This window comes from Agromyces bauzanensis (assembly GCF_014645655.1).
GTDB lineage: Bacteria > Actinomycetota > Actinomycetes > Actinomycetales > Microbacteriaceae > Agromyces > Agromyces bauzanensis.
The window spans coordinates 1-17,458 of record NZ_BMMD01000026.1 but is presented as its reverse complement, the minus strand read 5'-3'; the positions used below and the strand labels follow the sequence as shown (position 1 = coordinate 17,458).

Annotated in this window: 15 protein-coding genes and 1 tRNA gene; 11 read left to right on the top strand and 5 right to left on the bottom strand. The window is 68.7% G+C overall.

Translation table 11 applies throughout. From position 1 onward, the window contains the following. The first annotated feature begins 12 nt into the window (after nucleotides 1-12). From IEX31_RS16570 to IEX31_RS16560, 3 genes are read left to right on the top strand one after another with little or no spacing between them, the layout of a single operon-like run. The gene (locus IEX31_RS16570) at nucleotides 13-2,484 is read left to right on the top strand and encodes a glycoside hydrolase family 65 protein (RefSeq protein WP_188744510.1); all 2,472 of its coding nucleotides are present in this window, start codon (nucleotides 13-15) and stop codon (nucleotides 2,482-2,484) included. Further along, nucleotides 2,481-3,356 carry a non-homologous end-joining DNA ligase gene (gene ligD, locus IEX31_RS16565; protein ID WP_188744509.1) on the top strand — a complete coding sequence of 292 codons (876 nt, stop codon included), beginning with the start codon at nucleotides 2,481-2,483 and terminating at the stop codon, nucleotides 3,354-3,356. Before IEX31_RS16570 ends, ligD begins: the two co-directional genes overlap by 4 nt. Continuing rightward, nucleotides 3,349-4,287 carry a CHAD domain-containing protein gene (locus IEX31_RS16560; protein ID WP_188744508.1) on the top strand — a complete coding sequence of 313 codons (939 nt, stop codon included), beginning with the start codon at nucleotides 3,349-3,351 and terminating at the stop codon, nucleotides 4,285-4,287. Before ligD ends, IEX31_RS16560 begins: the two co-directional genes overlap by 8 nt. A gap of 54 nt (nucleotides 4,288-4,341) precedes the next feature. Here IEX31_RS16560 and IEX31_RS16555 read toward each other — a convergent pair whose 3' ends face one another. Then, nucleotides 4,342-4,968, bottom strand: a complete 627-nt coding sequence (locus tag IEX31_RS16555; protein ID WP_188744507.1) for a GNAT family N-acetyltransferase — start codon at nucleotides 4,966-4,968, stop codon at nucleotides 4,342-4,344. A 9-nt stretch (nucleotides 4,969-4,977) separates the two neighbouring features. Beyond that, nucleotides 4,978-5,568 carry a hypothetical protein gene (locus tag IEX31_RS16550; protein WP_188744506.1) on the bottom strand — a complete coding sequence of 197 codons (591 nt, stop codon included), beginning with the start codon at nucleotides 5,566-5,568 and terminating at the stop codon, nucleotides 4,978-4,980. Between IEX31_RS16550 and IEX31_RS16545 the strand changes: the two genes are divergently transcribed. Further along, complete coding sequence (locus IEX31_RS16545; protein WP_188744505.1) at nucleotides 5,567-5,743, top strand: hypothetical protein; 177 nt, start codon at nucleotides 5,567-5,569, stop codon at nucleotides 5,741-5,743. The genes IEX31_RS16550 and IEX31_RS16545 overlap by 2 nt on opposite strands. Before the next feature lie 60 nt (nucleotides 5,744-5,803). Continuing rightward, nucleotides 5,804-6,229, top strand: coding sequence for a hypothetical protein (locus IEX31_RS16540; RefSeq protein ID WP_188744504.1), 426 nt, complete (start codon nucleotides 5,804-5,806; stop codon nucleotides 6,227-6,229). Between the two features lie 34 nt (nucleotides 6,230-6,263). On the opposite strand, the gene IEX31_RS16535 is transcribed toward IEX31_RS16540, so the two are convergent. Continuing rightward, nucleotides 6,264-6,800, bottom strand: a complete 537-nt coding sequence (locus IEX31_RS16535; RefSeq protein ID WP_188744503.1) for a hypothetical protein — start codon at nucleotides 6,798-6,800, stop codon at nucleotides 6,264-6,266. 339 nt (nucleotides 6,801-7,139) lie between these two features. Between IEX31_RS16535 and IEX31_RS16530 the strand changes: the two genes are divergently transcribed. The 4 genes from IEX31_RS16530 to mobF all read left to right on the top strand — a co-directional run bounded on the left by IEX31_RS16530 (nucleotide 7,140) and on the right by mobF (nucleotide 13,506). Further along, nucleotides 7,140-7,213 (top strand) — tRNA-Pro (locus IEX31_RS16530). A 192-nt stretch (nucleotides 7,214-7,405) separates the two neighbouring features. Beyond that, nucleotides 7,406-7,651 (top strand): helix-turn-helix transcriptional regulator, encoded by a 246-nt coding sequence (locus IEX31_RS16525; RefSeq protein WP_188744502.1) that lies wholly within the window; start codon nucleotides 7,406-7,408, stop codon nucleotides 7,649-7,651. Between the two features lie 6 nt (nucleotides 7,652-7,657). Then, entirely contained in the window at nucleotides 7,658-8,866 is a 1,209-nt protein-coding gene (locus IEX31_RS16520) for a tyrosine-type recombinase/integrase (RefSeq protein WP_188744501.1), read from the top strand. A 377-nt stretch (nucleotides 8,867-9,243) separates the two neighbouring features. After that, nucleotides 9,244-13,506, top strand: a complete 4,263-nt coding sequence (gene mobF / locus IEX31_RS16515) for a MobF family relaxase (RefSeq protein WP_229662444.1) — start codon at nucleotides 9,244-9,246, stop codon at nucleotides 13,504-13,506. Between the two features lie 93 nt (nucleotides 13,507-13,599). Here the strand turns inward: mobF and IEX31_RS16510 are convergent, their stop codons facing one another. Both IEX31_RS16510 and IEX31_RS16505 read right to left on the bottom strand, forming a co-directional pair. Then, nucleotides 13,600-14,757 carry a hypothetical protein gene (locus IEX31_RS16510; RefSeq protein WP_188744500.1) on the bottom strand — a complete coding sequence of 386 codons (1,158 nt, stop codon included), beginning with the start codon at nucleotides 14,755-14,757 and terminating at the stop codon, nucleotides 13,600-13,602. A gap of 4 nt (nucleotides 14,758-14,761) precedes the next feature. Then, nucleotides 14,762-15,289 carry a DUF4365 domain-containing protein gene (locus IEX31_RS16505; RefSeq protein WP_188744499.1) on the bottom strand — a complete coding sequence of 176 codons (528 nt, stop codon included), beginning with the start codon at nucleotides 15,287-15,289 and terminating at the stop codon, nucleotides 14,762-14,764. Nucleotides 15,290-15,427: 138 nt separating this feature from the next. On the opposite strand from IEX31_RS16505, the gene IEX31_RS16500 reads away from it, so the two are divergent. Then, nucleotides 15,428-15,616, top strand: a complete 189-nt coding sequence (locus IEX31_RS16500) for a helix-turn-helix domain-containing protein (protein ID WP_188744498.1) — start codon at nucleotides 15,428-15,430, stop codon at nucleotides 15,614-15,616. Nucleotides 15,617-15,671: 55 nt separating this feature from the next. Continuing rightward, entirely contained in the window at nucleotides 15,672-17,399 is a 1,728-nt protein-coding gene (locus tag IEX31_RS16495; RefSeq protein ID WP_188744497.1) for a DNA methyltransferase, read from the top strand. The last annotated feature ends 59 nt before the right edge of the window (nucleotides 17,400-17,458 follow it).

Genomic DNA, 17,458 nt, shown 5'->3' with positions numbered 1-17,458 from the left:
AACGTTGGGGGCATGGCCGCGACTCGCCTCCTCGAAGAGAGCCTCTGCGGCCTCCCGCATCCCGATGGCGAGCCCGACGACGCCGAGGTCTGGGTGGTGGCCTTCGACGAGTACCTACCCGCGCAGGAGGGCAAGCGGGAGGCGCTCTGCACCCTCGCGAACGGCTACTGGGGCACCCGCGGAGCTGCCGAGGAGTCGTCGGCCGATGACGTGCACTATCCGGGCACGTACTTCGCGGGCGTCTACGACGTCGTCGACTGGACCGTCGACGGCGTCTCGATGCCCGACGAGGAGATGGTCAACGCGCCGAATTGGCTGCCGGTGCGGGTCCGTCTCGGCGACGGCGACTGGTTCGGGCTCGACGCGCTCGACGACGGAGACCTCGTCGCGTTCCATCAGGAGCTCGACGTGCGCCATGGCATCCTGACGAGGAGCGTCACGGTGCGCGACACCCTCGGCCGGCTCACCACGGTGCGCAGCGACCGGTTCGTCTCGCAGGCGACGCCGCGGCTTGCGGCTTTGCGCGTGTCGATCGTCCCCGTGGACTGGTCGGGGCCGGTCACGGTGCGGTCGGGCGTCGACGGCCGGGTCGCCAACGTGAACGTGCCCGGTCACTCGCCGTCCACGCATCGGCACCTGCGCCCGACGGCACTGCTCGAGCCGTCCGGCGACACCGTGCTGCTCGAGGTGAATACGAGGCGGTCGAACATCCGCATCGCAACCGCAGCCCGAACGTCGGTGCGCCTCGGCGAGTCGGCGCTCGAGCCCGAACGCCGGTTCGACGCCGATGAGGGCGGTGCGGTGGCGCACGAGTTCACGACGAATGCCGTGTCCGGCACGGCCCTCGTGATCGAGAAGATCGTGCACGTCAGCACCTCGCGCGACCGCGCGGTGCTCGCGCCGGCGGAAGCCGCCGCGGAGGGCGTCGCGAACGCGGGCTCCTTCGACGAGCTCCTGGTCGCGCACACGCAGGCGTGGGAGCGCCTGTGGCTCGAGTTCGCCGTGGAGTTGCAGCCCGCAGGCGAGGAGGCGCTCGCGCTGCACGTCAACGCCTTCCATGTGCTGCAGACGCTCAACGCCGTCGACGCCGACCTCGACGCGGGTGTTCCCGCCCGCGGCCTGCACGGCGAGGCGTATGGTGGCCACGTGTTCTGGGACGAACTGTTCGTGTACCCGTTCATCACGCTGCGTCGGCCGACGCTGACCCCGGCGCTGCTCGCGTACCGGCACCGGCGTCTCGGCGCCGCGCGTGCGGCCGCCACCCGCGCCGGGCATGCGGGTGCCATGTTCCCGTGGCAGAGCGGCATTGCGGGCGACGACGTCACCCCGAGGCGGCTGTTCAACCCGTTGAACGGACAGTGGATGCCCGACAACTCGCGACTGCAGCGCCACGTGGGCCTCGCCATCGCCTTCAGCGCCTGGCAGTACTACGAGTCCACCGGCGACACCCAGTTCCTAGTGCACGAGGGGGCCGACCTCATCGTGGAGATCGCCAGGTTCTTCGCGTCGCTCGCGGTCTACGACGCCGCGCGCGACCGGTACTCGATCGACCACGTCATGGGTCCCGACGAGTTCCACGACGGCTACCTCGACCGCCCCGGTGAGGGCGTGCGCGACAACGTGTACACCAACGTGATGACCGCCTGGGTGCTCCGGCGCGCCATCGCGACGCTCGACGTGCTGCAGCGGCATCCGGGCCGCCTCGCCTGGCGACGCCTCGATATCGCGCCGGGCGAACCCGAGGAGTGGGAGCGCATCGCCCACCGTCTCACGGTCGTGTTCAACGACGATGGTACGCTCTCGCAGTTCGACGGCTACCAGGACCTGGAGCCCATCGATCTCGACCGGTACCGTGCACGCCACCCGTGGATCGGGCGGCTCGACCTGCTCCTGAACGCCGATCACGACACCACGAACCGCTACCAGGTCTCGAAGCAGCCCGACGCGCTCATGCTGCTCTACCTGTTCTCGGCCGAAGAGCTGCGGGAACTGCTCGCGGACATGGGCTACGACCTCCCGCCCGACGCGGTCGTGCGAACGGTCGAGCGATACTCGGCGACCTCCACGTACGGGTCGACGCTCTCGAACGTCGTGCACTCGTGGCTCGAGGCGCGACGCGACCGCGCGCGGTCGTGGTCCTTCCTCGGGCAGGCCCTGCGCAGCGACCTCGACGACATCCAGCGCGGCACCACCCGCGAGGGCGTGCACATCGCCGCCATGGCAGGCTCAGTCGACCTCGTCACGCGCTGCTACGCGGGCCTCGAGATGCGCGATGACCGGCTGTGGTTCCACCCGCAGCTCCCCGCCGAGATCAGCTCCATCAGGTTTCACCTCGTGTACCGGGACCAGGCGCTCAGCGTGACGTTCTCGCAGGACGAGCTGCGCATCACGTCGCTGCCGGGGGAGGCAGCGCCCATCCGCATCGTCGTCGAGGGCATCGAGTCCGAGTTCGCCACCGGTGAGGAACGGAGGTTCGCCCTGTGACCCGCTCGCCGACCCACGCCGTGCGGATCACGCATCCCGAACGGCCGCTCTTCGAGACCGGCTTCACGAAGGGCGACCTCGTCGCGTACTACCGTGCCGTCGCCGATGTCATCCTGCCCCAGCTGGCCGACCGGCCGGTGACCCGCATTCGCTTTCCGGAGGGCGTGGGCGGCGCGCGGTTCTTCGAGAAGCACACGCCCCGGTACGCCCCCGCCTGGCTGAGGCGGATGCCGCTCTCATCCAATCCCGGATCATCGAAGCCCGCCAAGCTCGTGACGTACCCGTTCATCGACGATGTCCGGGGCCTGGAATGGATGTCGAACCAGTCGGTGATCGAGCTGCACACGCCGCAGTGGCGGGCGGGGCCGCGTGGCGGCATCCGGAATCCCGACCGGCTCGTCATCGACCTCGACCCCGGCGAGGGCGCGGGGCTCGACGAGTGCGTCGTCGCGGCACGGCTCATCCGCGAGCGGCTGGCCGAGGACGACCTCATCGCGTGGCCGGTGACCAGTGGCGGCAAGGGCCTCCACCTGTACACACCGCTGAGCGGGAGGCGCAGCTCGCGTGCCGTGCAGGCCTATGTCGGCACCGTGGCGAAGGAGCTCGCCGAGGTGCATCCCGACACGCTCGTCGCCGAGGTCGGGAAGGAGAAGCGCGTCGACCGGGTGTTCATCGACTGGAGCCAGAACAGCGCCGCCCGCTCGACGGCGACGCCGTACACGATGCGCGGCCGAGAGGCGCCACGCGTGGCCGCGCCGCGCGAGTGGGAGGAGCTCGAGCCCGGTGTCATGCAACTCGGCCCCGACGAGGTGCTTCGTCGGCTCGAGCGCGACGGCGACCTGATGGCGAGGCACGGGCTGGGCCATGGCTGACCAAGACCCGGCGCCGGATGTCACCGACTCCGACGCCGGCACCGCGCTCGTCGGCGCCCTGCGCGCGATCGGCGAGCGGCTCGACGCCCTCGAGCCCGCGGCGCTCGCCGACGAGCCCGACGCGGTGCACCAGCTCCGCACGTACGTGCGGCGTCTGCGTAGCGTGCTCGGCGCCTACGGGCCGCTGTTCGACGCGTCCGTCGCCGAGGGGATCCGCCGCCGATACCGGGAGTTCGGGCGCGAGCTCGGCACCGTGCGAGACATCGAAGTGCGGGTGCAGGTCGCAGAACGCGCACTCGAGGAGGCGCGCGAGGACCCGCGCGCTTCCTCGACCCCGGCGGCGCTCGGCGCGGCGCGCGCCCGTCTCGTCGACGCCGAGGTCGAGGCGCACCGCCTCGCGCTGGCGCGCTTCGCGGAGCGGCAGGGGATGCCTCGCGCATCCGCCCGCCGCCTGATGCTCGCCGAGTTCCTGGAGGCGCCGCCGCTCACCCCGCTGGCCGTCGACCCGGCCGACGAGGTGCTCGGCGACCTCCTCGCCCGGGAGGCGCGGCGCGCCGTCGCCCGTGCCGAGCGGATCGGCCCGTCCGTCGGCGCCGACGAGCTGCACGTCGTGCGCAAGGCCGGCCGACGGCTGCGGTATGCCGCCGACGCCGTGACGATTGTGCCTGTCGAGCTGTTCGGCGGGCGGGCACGGGCGCTCGCCGTGGCCGGCGAGCGCCTGCACGACGTGCTCGGCGACCACCGCGACGAGGTGCTGTTCGCCGAGCACGTGCGCCGGGCGGCCGCGCACGCGGCCCACCAGGGCGACCCCGTCGAGCTGCTCGAGCTGCTGGCAGAGGCCGCCGACCGCCGTGCCTCCACGCACGTGCACGGACTCGCGGGCGTGAGGCGGGAGCTGCGACGCGCGGCCGAGCGTTGGGCGTCGCGATGAGGCGAGGGCCGCGCTGGTCGGCGGAATCGGCTGGTCTCGCGGACGACCTGGGGCTCAGTCGCTCAGCCGGAGTTCCATGATGACGCGGTCGGGCTTGGGCCGTGCGACCTCGGCGAACCCGGCAGCCTCGAACATCGCGACCGTGCCGTGGAACAGCTCGGCGGCGACGTGCTTCTCGCGGAACGACACGTCGACCGCGTAGCCCTCGATGACGCGCGCACCGCGCTCGCGTGCGTACACGGCCGCGGCCGCGGCGAGGGCACGACCGATGCCGCGCTTGCGATACGCCCGGGGCACGACGAAGCACGTGACGGCCCAGATGTCGGGGTCGGCGAAGTCGGGATGCGCGGTGCCGCCCGCGACGAGGCGGCTGCGGGCGAGGCGCACGAGGTTGGGCCGCGGCTCGACGGCGCACCAGCCGACGGGCGTGTCGCCGTCGTAGGCGAGCATCCCCGGGCCGGCGTCGGATGCCGCGAGCTGCGCCTCGAGGCGGTCGCGCAGGCCGTCGTCGTCGACGGAGCGCCAGTCGCTGCCCCGGATCTTGAACCACTGGCACCAGCAGTGCGCGGGATCGCCCTTCGTGCCGAACACCGCCACGACATCGGCGAACGGCGCGTCGTTCGCTGGGACGATGCGCAACCGGCCGGTCGTATCCGTCTCGTCGGTCAGTGCGGAGTGCATGTTGCCACGCTAACGCGCGGTGGCGACATCCGCAGCGGGTGGATCGAGGCGCAGTGCGCGCAGTTCCACGGCGAGACGTTGCAGCTGGTCGGGCTCGGCCGCGAGCTCGACGCCCAAGATGGCCCTGGCCAGCACCGCGGTGGTGCGAGGATGCCGCCGTTGGGAATCGGCCAGCAGGTCGGTGCGCTCGGCGAGATCAGCGAGCTGTTCCAGAAGGAGATGGCGCGCGCCTTCGACGGCACGCCGCTCACCGCCGCGCGCACGCGCGTGCTCTGGGATCTGCAACACGAGGGGCCGTCGTCCCGGCACTCGCTCGCGACGAGGCTCGGCGTCAGCCCGCGCAACATCACGGGACTCGTCACGCGCTTGCCGCATCCGACCGACCGCCGCGCCACGATCGTGTCCCTCGCGGTATCCGCTCGGAGCATGATGCAGCGGATGCAGCGCGAGCACGCCGAGCTCTCGGCCGACCTGCTCGGCGCGGTCGCGTCGGCCGACCGGCCTGCGTTCGAGCGCGGGGTCGACGCGATCGCCGCGCGTCTGCGGGTGCTCGTGGCCGCCGATGCGGCGCGTCGCGCCACCATCCTGGGGCCTCGGCATGAGCGTGGAGGTGGAGGCCCGGCGGGAGGCATCCGTCTGGCGACGCCGCAGGAGCTTCGTGAAGCGTGCGCTGCTGCTCGAACTGCGGATCTACGCGAGCATCGGCCGGTTCGTTGCACGGCGCCCGGCGATCGCACCCGGAGCGGCGGGGTTCGGCATCACAAGCCCGTGCTGACGTTGCTGCTCATCTTCATCGTGCTGTCCGGCCGTCGAGATCTCGATCGTCGACCTCATCGTGCACCGGTGGCCAGCGGTGCGCGTCGCGGACCTCGTCCTCGGCATCTGGGGCGTCACCTGGATGCTCGGCCTGCTGTGCGCGTACCTCCTGCGGCCGCACACCGTCGGCCCCGACGGTATCCGGGTGCGGCACGGCCTCGAGATCGACCTCGCGTTCAGCTGGGACGACATCGCCTCGGTCGGGCGCAAGCGGCGCGTCCACGAGCCGAAGTCACCGCGATTCGATGTGGCGGATGCCTCGCGCACCCTCGTCTACAGGATGCAGGACGAGACTGACATCGAGATCGAGATCGAGCTCGAACGGCCCATCGTCGTGCGGCTGCCGGGCGGGGGAGCGAACGGCGGCCAGCAGGCCATCACCGGCGTGCGCATCTGGGTCGACGGCCCGAGGGCGTTCAGGGACGAGGTGCGGAAGCACCTCTGAGCGCCCGCAGGTCGCCGAAGTCTCGAGCTGCGGATCAGGCGCGGTCGGTGGTGTCCTTGGGCTCCTCGGCGTCAGGGGCGGCCGTCTCGGGCTCGACGGGTTCCGCCGCCTCGGCGGCGGCCGTGGTCGTCTCGGCAGGAGTCTCGGGGGCGTCCTCGTCGGCGGCGGCCGTCGTGGGCGCGACGATGGTCTCATCGTCGCGGACGCCGAGGCCGGTGGATTCGAAGCCGTCGTCGCCATCCTCCTCGTCGTCGAGGACACGTGCGTAGAGCTCGTCGAGCTCGGCCTGGCTCGCGGCGATGTTCGCGGCAGCCCAATTGCGCGCGTGCGTCGCGAGCGCGACGAAGACGCCGACGATGCCAGCCGTCAGGAGCATCCCACCGATGGTGCTCTGCGTCTGCAGGTTGAGGTACTGGAGGTAGTCGTCGCCGCCCGTGTTGTAGAAGTCCGCCTGAGCGGCGTTGCCACCCTGCAGGAAGACGTAGCCGAACAGGCCGACGCCGACCGAGACGACCCACAGCACGATGATCGGGATGTTCAGGGTGGGGCGGCGCGTGATGGCGTTCGACAAGGTTCCTCCTGGTTGGGTTCGTGCTGGCTGCGCTGCGAACGGGCAGTGCGGGTAGGGCCGCAATCGGCACCCGTGAGCCTACGGCGCGAACCTATGCGCCGCATAGAGCCTGTGCATGAATCCGCAGTGTGCGCGGGTTGAGGAGCGAGCGTGGCGATGGGCTGAGGAGGACACGAAGCCGCGGGTTGAGGAGCGAGCGAAACCCGGTGCGCGGGAGGACACGAAGCCGCGGGTTTAGGAGCGAGCGAAACGAGCGTCTCGAAACCGGCCCGCGTGCACGAGCACGCCTCGGGATGCCGCTATGATGGTCGAGTTGTCCTCCGAGGAATCGGATGGCATCGGGCTGTGGCGCAGCTTGGTAGCGCACTTGACTGGGGGTCAAGGGGTCGCAGGTTCAAATCCTGTCAGCCCGACTGCCGAGGCTAGGAATCTCAAGGGTTTCCGAGTCTCGGAAGGTTCGTAGATTTGATCTACCCGCCATTTACTCTCCACATTCGGCCTGATCCCGGTGTCCCGCGCGGTTCACTTCGCGTGTGTCTCGACCCGCCTCTGCCCGCCTCTGCCCGCTTCGGCACGTCGTGGGAACCGCGACGCACCTAATGGGTATGGACGATCTCAACACCCGCTACGAACTGGAGCCCCTGCTGGGGATCTCCGAACTGGCCGCGTACCTCGGCGTCCCGGCGCAGCGCATCTACGACTGGCGGCTGGCCGGGCAGGGACCGCGCGGCTATCGCATCGGCCGGGAGTTGAAGTTCCCCGTCTCGGAAGTGCGGCGCTGGCTGAACGAGCACGCGGAGCCGCCGCCCCAAAGGGACGAACCGAATGCCTCGACTCCCGAGGGGCGGTGATGCGTCGTGGGTAGGCCGCGCACGCCGATCGGCACCTTCGGCGCGATCACGGCCCGTCGCGTCGGTGAGCGTTGGGTCGCCTCCACGCGACACCGAGACTGGGACGGCAAGCTGCGCCGGGTCGAGGCAACAGCCGACACCCGGCAAGCGGCCGAGCGAGAGCTGAAGCAGCGGCTGAGTTCTCGGAGCGAGTTCGTCGGCAACACCGGGCCGGTGTCCGCGGATACGCCGTTCGAGCGCCTGGTCGAGCTGTGGCTGGACGACCTTGAGCTGGAGGGTAAGATCGCCGCGTCGACCAGGGAACTGTACGAGCGCGACATGCGCACCCTTGTGCTGCCGAGCTTCGTGAACCTGACGCTGCGTGAGATCAGCGTGAGCCGCGTCGACCGCTTCCTCAAGGCCCAGGCGAAGATCAGCTACAGCCGAGCGAAGCACTCCAAGGTCGTGCTGGGGCTGGCCCTCGGATTGGCCGTGCGTTACGACGCGATTCCGCGCAATCCGGTGCCGGTCACCTCGCGGCTTCGCCGGCCCAAGCCGGTCGTCAAGGCGCTGTCGTTCGAGGAGATCCAGCACATCCGCGCGGTCGTGGCCGACTGGCGCACCGGTGACAGCCTGCCAGGGCCGCGCCCGGACGGGCAGCTCGGTGCGATCATCGAGGTGATGTTGGGAACCTCCGCGCGGATCGGGGAAGTGCTCGCACTGCGCCGCTGCGATGTGAATGTGGCCGGTTCGCCGCCGACCGCGCGGATCTGCGGCACGATCATCAAGCCGAAGGGCAAACCCGTCCAACGCCAGGACCATCCCAAGACCGAGGCGTCCAAACGCCGAGTCGCACTGCCGTCGTTCGCGGCCGAGGCGATTCGCAAGCGCCTGGCGGTGATCGCGCCCGGCGAGGAAGAGCTGCTGTTCCAGACTCGAAATGGCACCCCGCTGACCACGAACAACGTGCGTCGGCAACTGCGGGCCGTGCTTGGAGCGGCGGGTATCGAGGGGGTCACTCCGTACGCCTTCCGTCGCACGGTCGCTACGACCATCGACCGGGAGGCCGGCGTCGACCTGGCCTCGGCGATGCTCGGCCACAGCTCCCGGTCGATCACCGAGGAGCACTACATCGAGAAGTCCGACCTTGTGGACCCTAGGACCGCCCAGGTGCTGGAAGCGCTCGCCCCGGAGCGGGCGGCCGAACCGCCGTCGACCGGGGAGGTCGCCGCGTAGCGCCAGCACCGCTCAGGAAACCACAACATCTTGTGGCGAGATGGTCAATCACCTACCATATAGGGACTCTATGATCGCACCGCGCGGTCACGGTGCGGGTGATTCATCCGCACCGTGACGATAAAGACGGTGGTGCCGAATCGGCACCACCGGGCGGGATGGTCACGAGCGCAACCGTCGTACGCCGGTCCCGGTGAGTCACCGGGGCCGTTAGAGATCGCCTCTCACCCGCGGCGAGATTGTGCGCCACGGTGCCCGGCTCCGCAAGCCCGCTGCGGGGCATTGCGGACCCGAACTCCGCGGCGAACCTAGCCGGGAGCGGGTGCGAGGGGCGCGGTAGCGAAACGGTTCCGGCACCGTGCGCAGGCGAGGGCAAGTTGCCCACACCGCTGCTATGGGTGGAACCCTGCACTCAGACAGTCGCGGCGACGGTGGCCTCGCCGGGTCCGCCGCATTGCGCGCTGCCGCCGACGCGCACCCACTCCGGCGTGACCTCGGTATCCGAGAGCACCGTGCCGTCCGCGGCGAGCGTCCGCACCGTGAACGTGTCAGGCAGGCTGTCTACTGAGAACGTCCAGGTGTCGCCGTCGTGGTCGGCAATGCTAATGAGTCCGAGCGGTCCCGTCATGTCCACGTCATCCGCCGGGGCGCAGCCGACATCGGTGCAGAGCTGCACCTGGGCGACGATGTCAGTATCCCCGTCGAGCTCGACCGTGAGGGTGTTAATCCAGCCGATCGCGGGGCACGCGAAGGGGACGCATCCGGTCAGCCCCATCGCCGTCACCAGCCCGGCCACGGCCACGATCCCTGCTCGCCGTCTCCTCATCGTCGTCACCTCGCCTACGCCATCCGATCCCGGTTCTGTCTTCTCGACCCTACGGCCCGATCCTCCGACCGTTCCGCTCCTGAACCGCTCTCTACCGCCTCAGATTCACCCACACGTTGGCACCAAGCGGTGCCCGTGGTGCGCGGCGCGCACCTATCTCTTGAGACGACCCCTGCTGTGGCCGTCTCAGGAGGGCCAGGAGATGGTAATGACGATCCGGGTGATGTCCGTCGGGCGAGGGTACGAGTACCTGCTGCGCACCGTCGCGGCCGGCGACGGGGATCGTGACCTCGGTACGCCGCTGACGCGCTACTACACGGCCGAGGGGACGCCTCCCGGCACCTGGCTCGGTTCCGGCCTGGCCGGGCTCGCCAGCGTGGATGCAGGCCAGGTCCGTGACGGCGAAGTGGTGACCGAGGAGCACCTGGCGCGGCTGCTCGGGTCCGGGCTGGACCCGGTGACCGGGATGAAGCTCGGTGCGGCCTACCCCGCGCTGCAACCCCCGGCGCGGCGCATCGCGGCCCGTGTTGCACGCCTCGACGCCTCGCTGGACGATGCAACCCGCACGCAACAGGTGGCGCAGATCACCGCCCAGGAGCGTGCACGCCCGGCGCGCACCCCCGTTGCAGGGTTCGACCTGACGTTCTCGCCGCCGAAGTCCCTGTCGGCGCTGTGGGGTGTCGCCGATGCCGGGACGCAGGCACTGGTGGCGCAGGCGCACCATGCAGCGATGCGTGACACGCTCGGCTTGCTGGAACGCACCGTCGCCGCGACACGAGTGGGGCACGGCGGGGTCGCTTCGATGCCGGTGCAAGGGATCATCGCCACGGCCTTCGACCACTACGACTCCAGGGCCGGTGACCCGCAGTTGCACACGCATGTCGTGGTGTCGAACAAGGTGCAGGGCGTGGACGGGAAGTGGCGAACCCTGGACTCGCGCACCCTGCACCGTGCCACGGTCGCGCTGTCCGCGTCCTACAACGCCTTCCTCGCCGACCATGCGACCCGGCTGCTCGGAGTCTCGTGGGTACCGGTCGAGCGCCGGTCCAGCCAGTTCACCGGCTGGGAAATCGACGGGGTACCTCAGCGCCTGCACGACGAGTTCTCGCGGCGCACGCTCGGCGTCGATGGCGGCAAGGGGATCGAGGACGCGGCCCGGCGGCTGATCGCCGAGTACCGGTCCAAGCACGGCCGATCCCCGTCCCAGGTAGTGGAGGCCAAGTTGCGGCAGCAGGCGACCTTGGAGACGCGGCCCGACAAGGAACTGCACTCCCTGGCCGAGCTGACCGCCGACTGGCGGCAGCGTGCGACCGCTGTGCTCGGGGAGGATGCGACGACGTGGGCGCGGGAGCTGCTGGCGCACCTGCCCGCCGACGCGATCCTGCGCGCCGACGATCTCCCGCTGGATCAGGTGCATGACCTCGCCGCGGTCGTGCTGATGGAGGTCGGAAACCGGCGCGCGATCTGGGGCCGGTGGAACCTGCACGCCGAAGCCGCCCGGCAGACGATGGGCCTGCGGTTCGCCACAGCCGACGACCGGGAGGCCGTCATCCGCGGCGTGGTGGAACGGGCCGAATCCGAGTCCGTGCGCCTCACCCCGGAGTACGACCGCCTCGTACCCGGCCGGTTCGTGAACCCCGCGGACGGCACGCACTGGTTCGAGCGCCCGGATGCCGTCGCCTACACCAGCCGGGACGTGCTCGACGCCGAAACCCGGCTCCTCGAGCACGCCGCCGACACCACCGGCACCCGGCTCCCGCTGCGGCTCGTGCACCGGCACACGTCCCGGCCGATCCGCGGCGTGACGCTCGCCGACGACCAGGCCGCCGCGATCCTCACCCTCGCCACCTCCGGCCGTGTCCTCGACGTGCTCGTGGGGCCGGCCGGCACCGGGAAGACCACCGCGCTGCGTGCGCTGCACCGCGCCTGGACCGCCACCCACGGCAAGGACTCCGTGATCGGCCTCGCGCCGTCCGCAGCAGCCGCAGACGTGCTCGGGCAGGAACTCGGCGTGCAGACAGAGAACACCACCAAGTTCCTCTACGAGCACCGACACGGCCGCTGGGATCTCCGGCGCGGACAGCTCGTGCTCGTTGACGAGGCATCCCTGGCCGGCACTCTCGCCCTGGACCGCATCACCAGCCACGCCGCGAGCGTGGGGGCGAAGGTCGTGCTGATCGGCGACCACGGCCAGCTTTCCGCCGTCGAAACAGGCGGCGCGTTCGGGATGCTCGCCCGCACCCGAGACGACGTAGCCGAGCTGACCGACGTGCGCCGCTTCTCCGCCGCATGGGAGAAGACCGCGAGCCTAGGCCTGCGCCACGGCGACACCGCCGCGCTCACCGCCTACGACGAGCACGGACGGGTGCATGACGGTGACCAGGACGCCATGCTCGACGCCGTTTACCAGGCGTGGCGCATCGACCGGGACGCGGGGCTGCGCTCGGTGATGATCGCCGCCACCGGCCAGACCGTCGCCGAGCTGAACCAGCGCGCCCGCACGGACCTCGGCGCTGCAGGCCGGGTGCAGGAGTCCGGCGTGGCTCTGCATGACGGCACGACAGCCGGGGTCGGCGACGTGATCGTGACCCGTCTCAACGAACGCCGCCTGACCAGCGGCAGCGCAGGGTGGGTGAAGAACGGCGACCGCTGGACGGTCACCCGCCGATTCGAGGACGGTTCCCTCGCCGTCCGCCGGCTTGGGAAGAACGATGCCCCGCACGGAACTGCAGTCGTGCTCCCGGCCTGGTATGTCGCCGAGAGCGTGGAGCTCGGCTACGCCACCACCGTCCACCGCGCGCAAGGCTCCACCGTGGACACCGCGCACGCGCTCATCGACCCGCAGGCCGCGAACCGGGAACTGCTCTACGTCGCCCTCACCCGAGGCCGGGACGGAAACCACGCCTACGTCATCGACAGCCCCGACGAGAACACCGAACGGCACCACGATCTGTTCGCGCCGGACACCGCAACCGAACGACTCGCCGCGGTGCTCGCACACTCCGACGCGGACAAGTCCGCAACCGAAACGATGCGCCTCGCCGTGGACGAGCACGCATCGCTGACGACGCTGTTGGCCGAATACGCGACGATCAGCCAGTACGCCCAGGAGGATCGGTGGGTCTCTGTCATCGGAGACGCCCCGCTGCCGGACGCGGTGCTCGATGACGTGTTCACCAGCGGCTACTGCCCCGCGTTGGAGACGACGCTGCGCCGAGCCGAGTCCCACGGCTACGAACCCGAGCGTGTCCTGGCCGACGCCGCTCGCGTCCTCGACGGCTTCCAGCCAGCCGAGGGCAAGGAGCCTGCCGACCCCGCAGTGCTCATCGCGCGAGTCATCGACCGGCTCGCCGCCGAGCCTCGACGCGGGACCAACCGGCCAGGCCCGGCCCGCGTCGCAGGCTTGCTCCCTCGCCCGGTCGGGCCGATGGGCGAGGACATGCGCGCCGCCCTTGTCCAACGCCAGCAGCTCATCGAACGCGCCGCCCAAGAACTCGCCATCGCGGACTTTGAAGCCGGGGCCGCATGGACGAAGCGGCTCGGAACTCCCAGCCGCGACCCCCGCGACCAGGCCGCGTGGTTCCGCCGTGCCACGACCATCCGGCTTTACCGTGAGCGGTACGGCATCACCGGACCGTCCCCGCTCGGCAACCCCGATCAGGTCAAGGGACTGGAACAGGCATACGAGTACCGGGCCGCGCGCGCCGCCTACGACCGCGCCCGGGTTCGTCGCCGGCCAGCGGGAGACTCCGGCCATCGCCCGCACGAGTCCCAGCATCGAGCGCGGACGCGGGATCGGACTCTGATCGCGTGAAGCTTTGATGACGTGAACCACTTCAGACAGGCGATTGGCCGGCTGCTAGGGCTTCCTGACGCCGGATCTGCTTGACGCTGCGAAGACGCGCCTTCAGGCCGAGGTGTCATCGTCGAGGTTGCTGAACAGCACAACCTCGTCGAGTGGCGCGAGCTGCGACGCCTTCTCAACCCACGAGGTCTTGCCCGGCGCGCTCTTCACCACACCGGAAGCGACGATGTGACGATGCTCGCTGAACCAGCCGTGAGCCTGGTCGGTCTGCTGCTGGGTGAGCGGAATATCGATGCGGACCTGCCGGCCGCGCCGGAACGTGCGGATCGTGGCCCGACCGCCCGGAGACTCGGGGTCGTCTTCGAGATCGATGATCTGCCCGGAGAGCGTTTCGTATGGGGTCTTCGGTGTGAGGACGAACTTGTCGGCCGCGAGCCGCAAGATCTCGGCACTCTCGTGGGGGAACGAGATCTTGCGCAGGTTGCCGGGCGGCGGAGTGAAGGCTCCTGCCCAATCGAAGTTGACCTCGAAGACGGCTACACCCTCGGCACCGACGATCTTTTCGACCGCGACCACCATCTCGCGGCTGACGCCGGTAGCCACGAGGTCGTTCACGACGGAGCCGCGCAGCTCCCGCCCAGGCTCGACGATGCCATGCTGGATTGCCGCCAGCGCCTGAGCCAGCATGCGCGTGGTGCGCCGTTCTTCTGGCTCGACCAGCGGATGTGCGATGCCCTCGCCCTCAAACTCGAGCGGCGTATCCGATGTGGGCTCTTCTGGTCGGTCGAGTGGCATCAGGAGCGGCACGATGTATGAGCCGTCGATGGTGTGGCCGAAGCGCGCCTTCTCAGCGATGCGAAGCGCTGCTGGTCCGTAGTTGCCGCCGATACGTGCCTTGTTGGAGCGCGCGGTCGAAGCTGCGGCGCGAATCATGGCGCGCGCAGAGGAGAACAGCGTGAAGCCGGCCTCGACTGGGATCGACCCCTTGATGTAGATGTCGTCGGCGGCGCGGAACTCCTGGACGTCGAAGTACATGCGACTGATCGCTTCATCGATCTCGCGTGCCGGGGTCTCGACAGCGGTCGCGATGCGCTCGATCGTCGAGGCCCACTCGTAATCTTCGCGGTTCAGGTCATCGAGCACGGGGAGCGGCCTGTCCCAGCCCTCGCGTCGCCACACGGAGCCTGACTGGCCGCTGGAATCACGATGCCAGCCGGTGAGCGTGAGGTAGTCGGTGAGATCGGTGAATGAGGCGGTCATGGGGTTACGCCGCCTTTCCATTGACTGCAAGTTGTCGTTCGAGTGCCCATTCCCGGAGAGTGTCCACCGTCAGCTGTTGACCGCGGTGGACGACCAAGCTCTTCGGTGTGGTCGCGGGGTCCATCGCCGCCCAGTATGCGGTCGCGGCCACCAGCGTGTGGGATGCCGGATAGTCGATCCATTTCGCCTGCTCGGGCACCTGAACGACTACAAGGTAAACCGGACCTCGGACACGCAGCTTCTGCCACGAGGCGACCCATTCGTCCTCGACCGGAATGCGGATGGTCTCGCGTTTCGGGCTGAAGGTCTTCGTCGTGCACTTCACCTGAACGTGAGCGTCACCATACTCGAACGCGATCGTGGCGTCGATGGCGCGGACGTCCTCGCCGGGGCGTGGCTCGCTACAACCGAACCCTGCGTGGCTGCATACGAGCTGAAGGTAGTCAACGCCGAAGCGGCCCTGGGCGGCAGAGAGCGACATCGTGGGCGCAACGAGCGACTCCTGTGACGGGTCTCCGTTGCTCGCTGCCATGCCCTTGATCTTATGGGCCGGTTCATACCGTACTGAAGTGGCACGCGAACGGCAGACCCCATGTCGCCCGGTTCGCTCAAGGTACGATCGGAAGAACCGGGCCATATCCGGTCTGATCCGGCACTAGGAGGTCGCCCTGTGACAGAGCCTTGGCTCTCTGCCGACGCCATCGCCATCCATCTCGGCGTGACGAAGGACACCGTCTACGCCTGGATCGCGGAGAAGGACATGCCTGCCCACAAGGTCGGCCGCCTCTGGAAGTTCCAGGCAAGCGAGATCGACGAATGGGTGCGCAGCGGTCGCGCAGGAACGGCGGACGAGGAGTGAGCGGCACGATGCCCGAATGGACGCTTGAGGCGCGACGTGGGGGAGGCGTCGCCGAGTGAGACTCAACCTGAAATCTGCCGAGGAACGCGTTCGGCCTCTCGGTGGACGAAGCAGCTACGATCGCGAGTTCATTTTCGAGCTGCTGGCTGCATACGGGCGCTCGTCGAGCAACATTACCCGGCTGCGCAACGGCTCCCTCAACGTCGCGGACGACCCGACGACCGAGGTCGCGCAGAAGAACGTCGTCTACTTCAAGCAGACCATAGACGACCCCTACGCCGTCATCGATGAGCTGCGCACTTCACCGACTGTCGTTCGGTACAGCACACGCTTCGTCATCGTCACGAACTACACCGATCTGCTAGCCGTCGACACGAAGACCGGCGAGACGCTTGCCATTCTGATCTCGGACATCGACAAGCACTTCACATTCTTCCTGCCCTGGGCAGGTATGGAGAAGGCGCAATATGTTGCCGAGGCGCACGCCGACGTCAAGGCCGCTGAGCGAATGGCAAAGCTGTTCGATGAGCTGCTCGCGGAAAATCAAGGTCTGAACAGCGATAGCGAAGGCCGTCACGCGCTCAATGTGTTCTTCACCCGTCTGCTGTTCTGCTTCTTCGCGGAGGACACCGGGATCTTCCGCGAGGGCCAGTTCACGGGAGCAGTTGGCACCCTGACCCAGCCCGATGGCTCGGACGTCAGCGAGTTCCTGACCGACCTCTTCACCGCGCTCGACACGGGGGTTCCCGCCGACAAACCGACGCACCTGGCGGGCTTCCCTTACGTCAACGGGCGCCTGTTCACCGTCGAGGCGCACCACACGGTGCCGGCCTTCAACAAGAAGGCCCGCGACCTGCTGCTGGAGAGCGGGCGGCTGCGCTGGAACGAGATCAACCCCGACATCTTCGGCTCCATGTTCCAGGCGGTCGTCACGCCCGGCCAACGTTCCGATCTGGGGCAGCACTACACATCGGTGCCGAACATCCTCAAGACGATCGAGCCGCTGTTCCTCGACGGCCTCAAGGAGCAGTTCGACGCCGCCTTCGATAGCGTCCCGAAGCTCGAAGCGCTGCTGAAGCGGATCGCGCAGATCAAGGTGTTCGACCCGGCCTGTGGTTCGGGCAACTTCCTGGTCATCGCGTACAAGGAGTTGCGCAAGCTGGAGCACGCCATCCTGGAGCGCCTCCAGGCCCTCCGGGGCGACAAGTTCACGTTCAACCTGCTCGGGTCGCGGATCAACGTCGAGCACTTCTATGGGCTGGAGATCGACGACTTCGCTGTCGAGGTCGCGATCCTCTCGCTCTGGATTGCCAAGCACCAGATGAACGTTGAGTTCCGCGAGAAATTTGGCATTGATCTGCCACTGATTCCGCTCAAGGAGTCCGGAAGCGTTCACCAGGGGAACGCGATCACACGCGACTGGAACGACGTTTGCCCGAACCGAGACGGTGAAGAGATCTACGTGATCGGCAACCCGCCGTACCTCGGTAGCCGTAACCAAACGTCTGAGCACAAGCGAGACCTGCAATCGGTTACGCCGCGATACAAGAGTCTCGACTACGTCAGCGCCTGGTTCATCAAGGGCGGCGAGTACATCCGAGGAACCAATGCCGAGATGGCGCTCGTCTCGACCAACTCGGTTACTCAGGGCGAGCAGGTAGGGCTTTTGTGGCCGGACGTACTCGCGGACGATCTGGAGATCGGATACGCTTATACATCGTTCAGGTGGTCGAACCAGGCTAAGGGCTCGCGAATGATTAATCTGTGCGTGTCGTGGGGTTGAGGGTGTAGTTCCATTCGGGGTGCCAGTCGTGGCGGGTGAGGATGCCGTCGGCTTCGAGG

Bases quoted from the DNA above. Each gene is read 5' to 3' on its own strand.
- IEX31_RS16570 (WP_188744510.1), top strand. From the start codon at position 13: ATGGCCGCGACTCGCCTCCTCGAAGAGAGCCTCTGCGGCCTCCCGCAT.
- IEX31_RS16560 (WP_188744508.1), top strand. From the start codon at position 3,349: ATGGCTGACCAAGACCCGGCGCCGGATGTCACCGACTCCGACGCCGGC.
- IEX31_RS16555 (WP_188744507.1), bottom strand. From the start codon at position 4,968: ATGCACTCCGCACTGACCGACGAGACGGATACGACCGGCCGGTTGCGC.
- IEX31_RS16545 (WP_188744505.1), top strand. From the start codon at position 5,567: ATGAGCGTGGAGGTGGAGGCCCGGCGGGAGGCATCCGTCTGGCGACGC.
- IEX31_RS16550 (WP_188744506.1), bottom strand. From the start codon at position 5,568: ATGCCGAGGCCCCAGGATGGTGGCGCGACGCGCCGCATCGGCGGCCAC.
- IEX31_RS16525 (WP_188744502.1), top strand. From the start codon at position 7,406: ATGGACGATCTCAACACCCGCTACGAACTGGAGCCCCTGCTGGGGATC.
- IEX31_RS16510 (WP_188744500.1), bottom strand. From the start codon at position 14,757: ATGACCGCCTCATTCACCGATCTCACCGACTACCTCACGCTCACCGGC.
- IEX31_RS16505 (WP_188744499.1), bottom strand. From the start codon at position 15,289: ATGGCAGCGAGCAACGGAGACCCGTCACAGGAGTCGCTCGTTGCGCCC.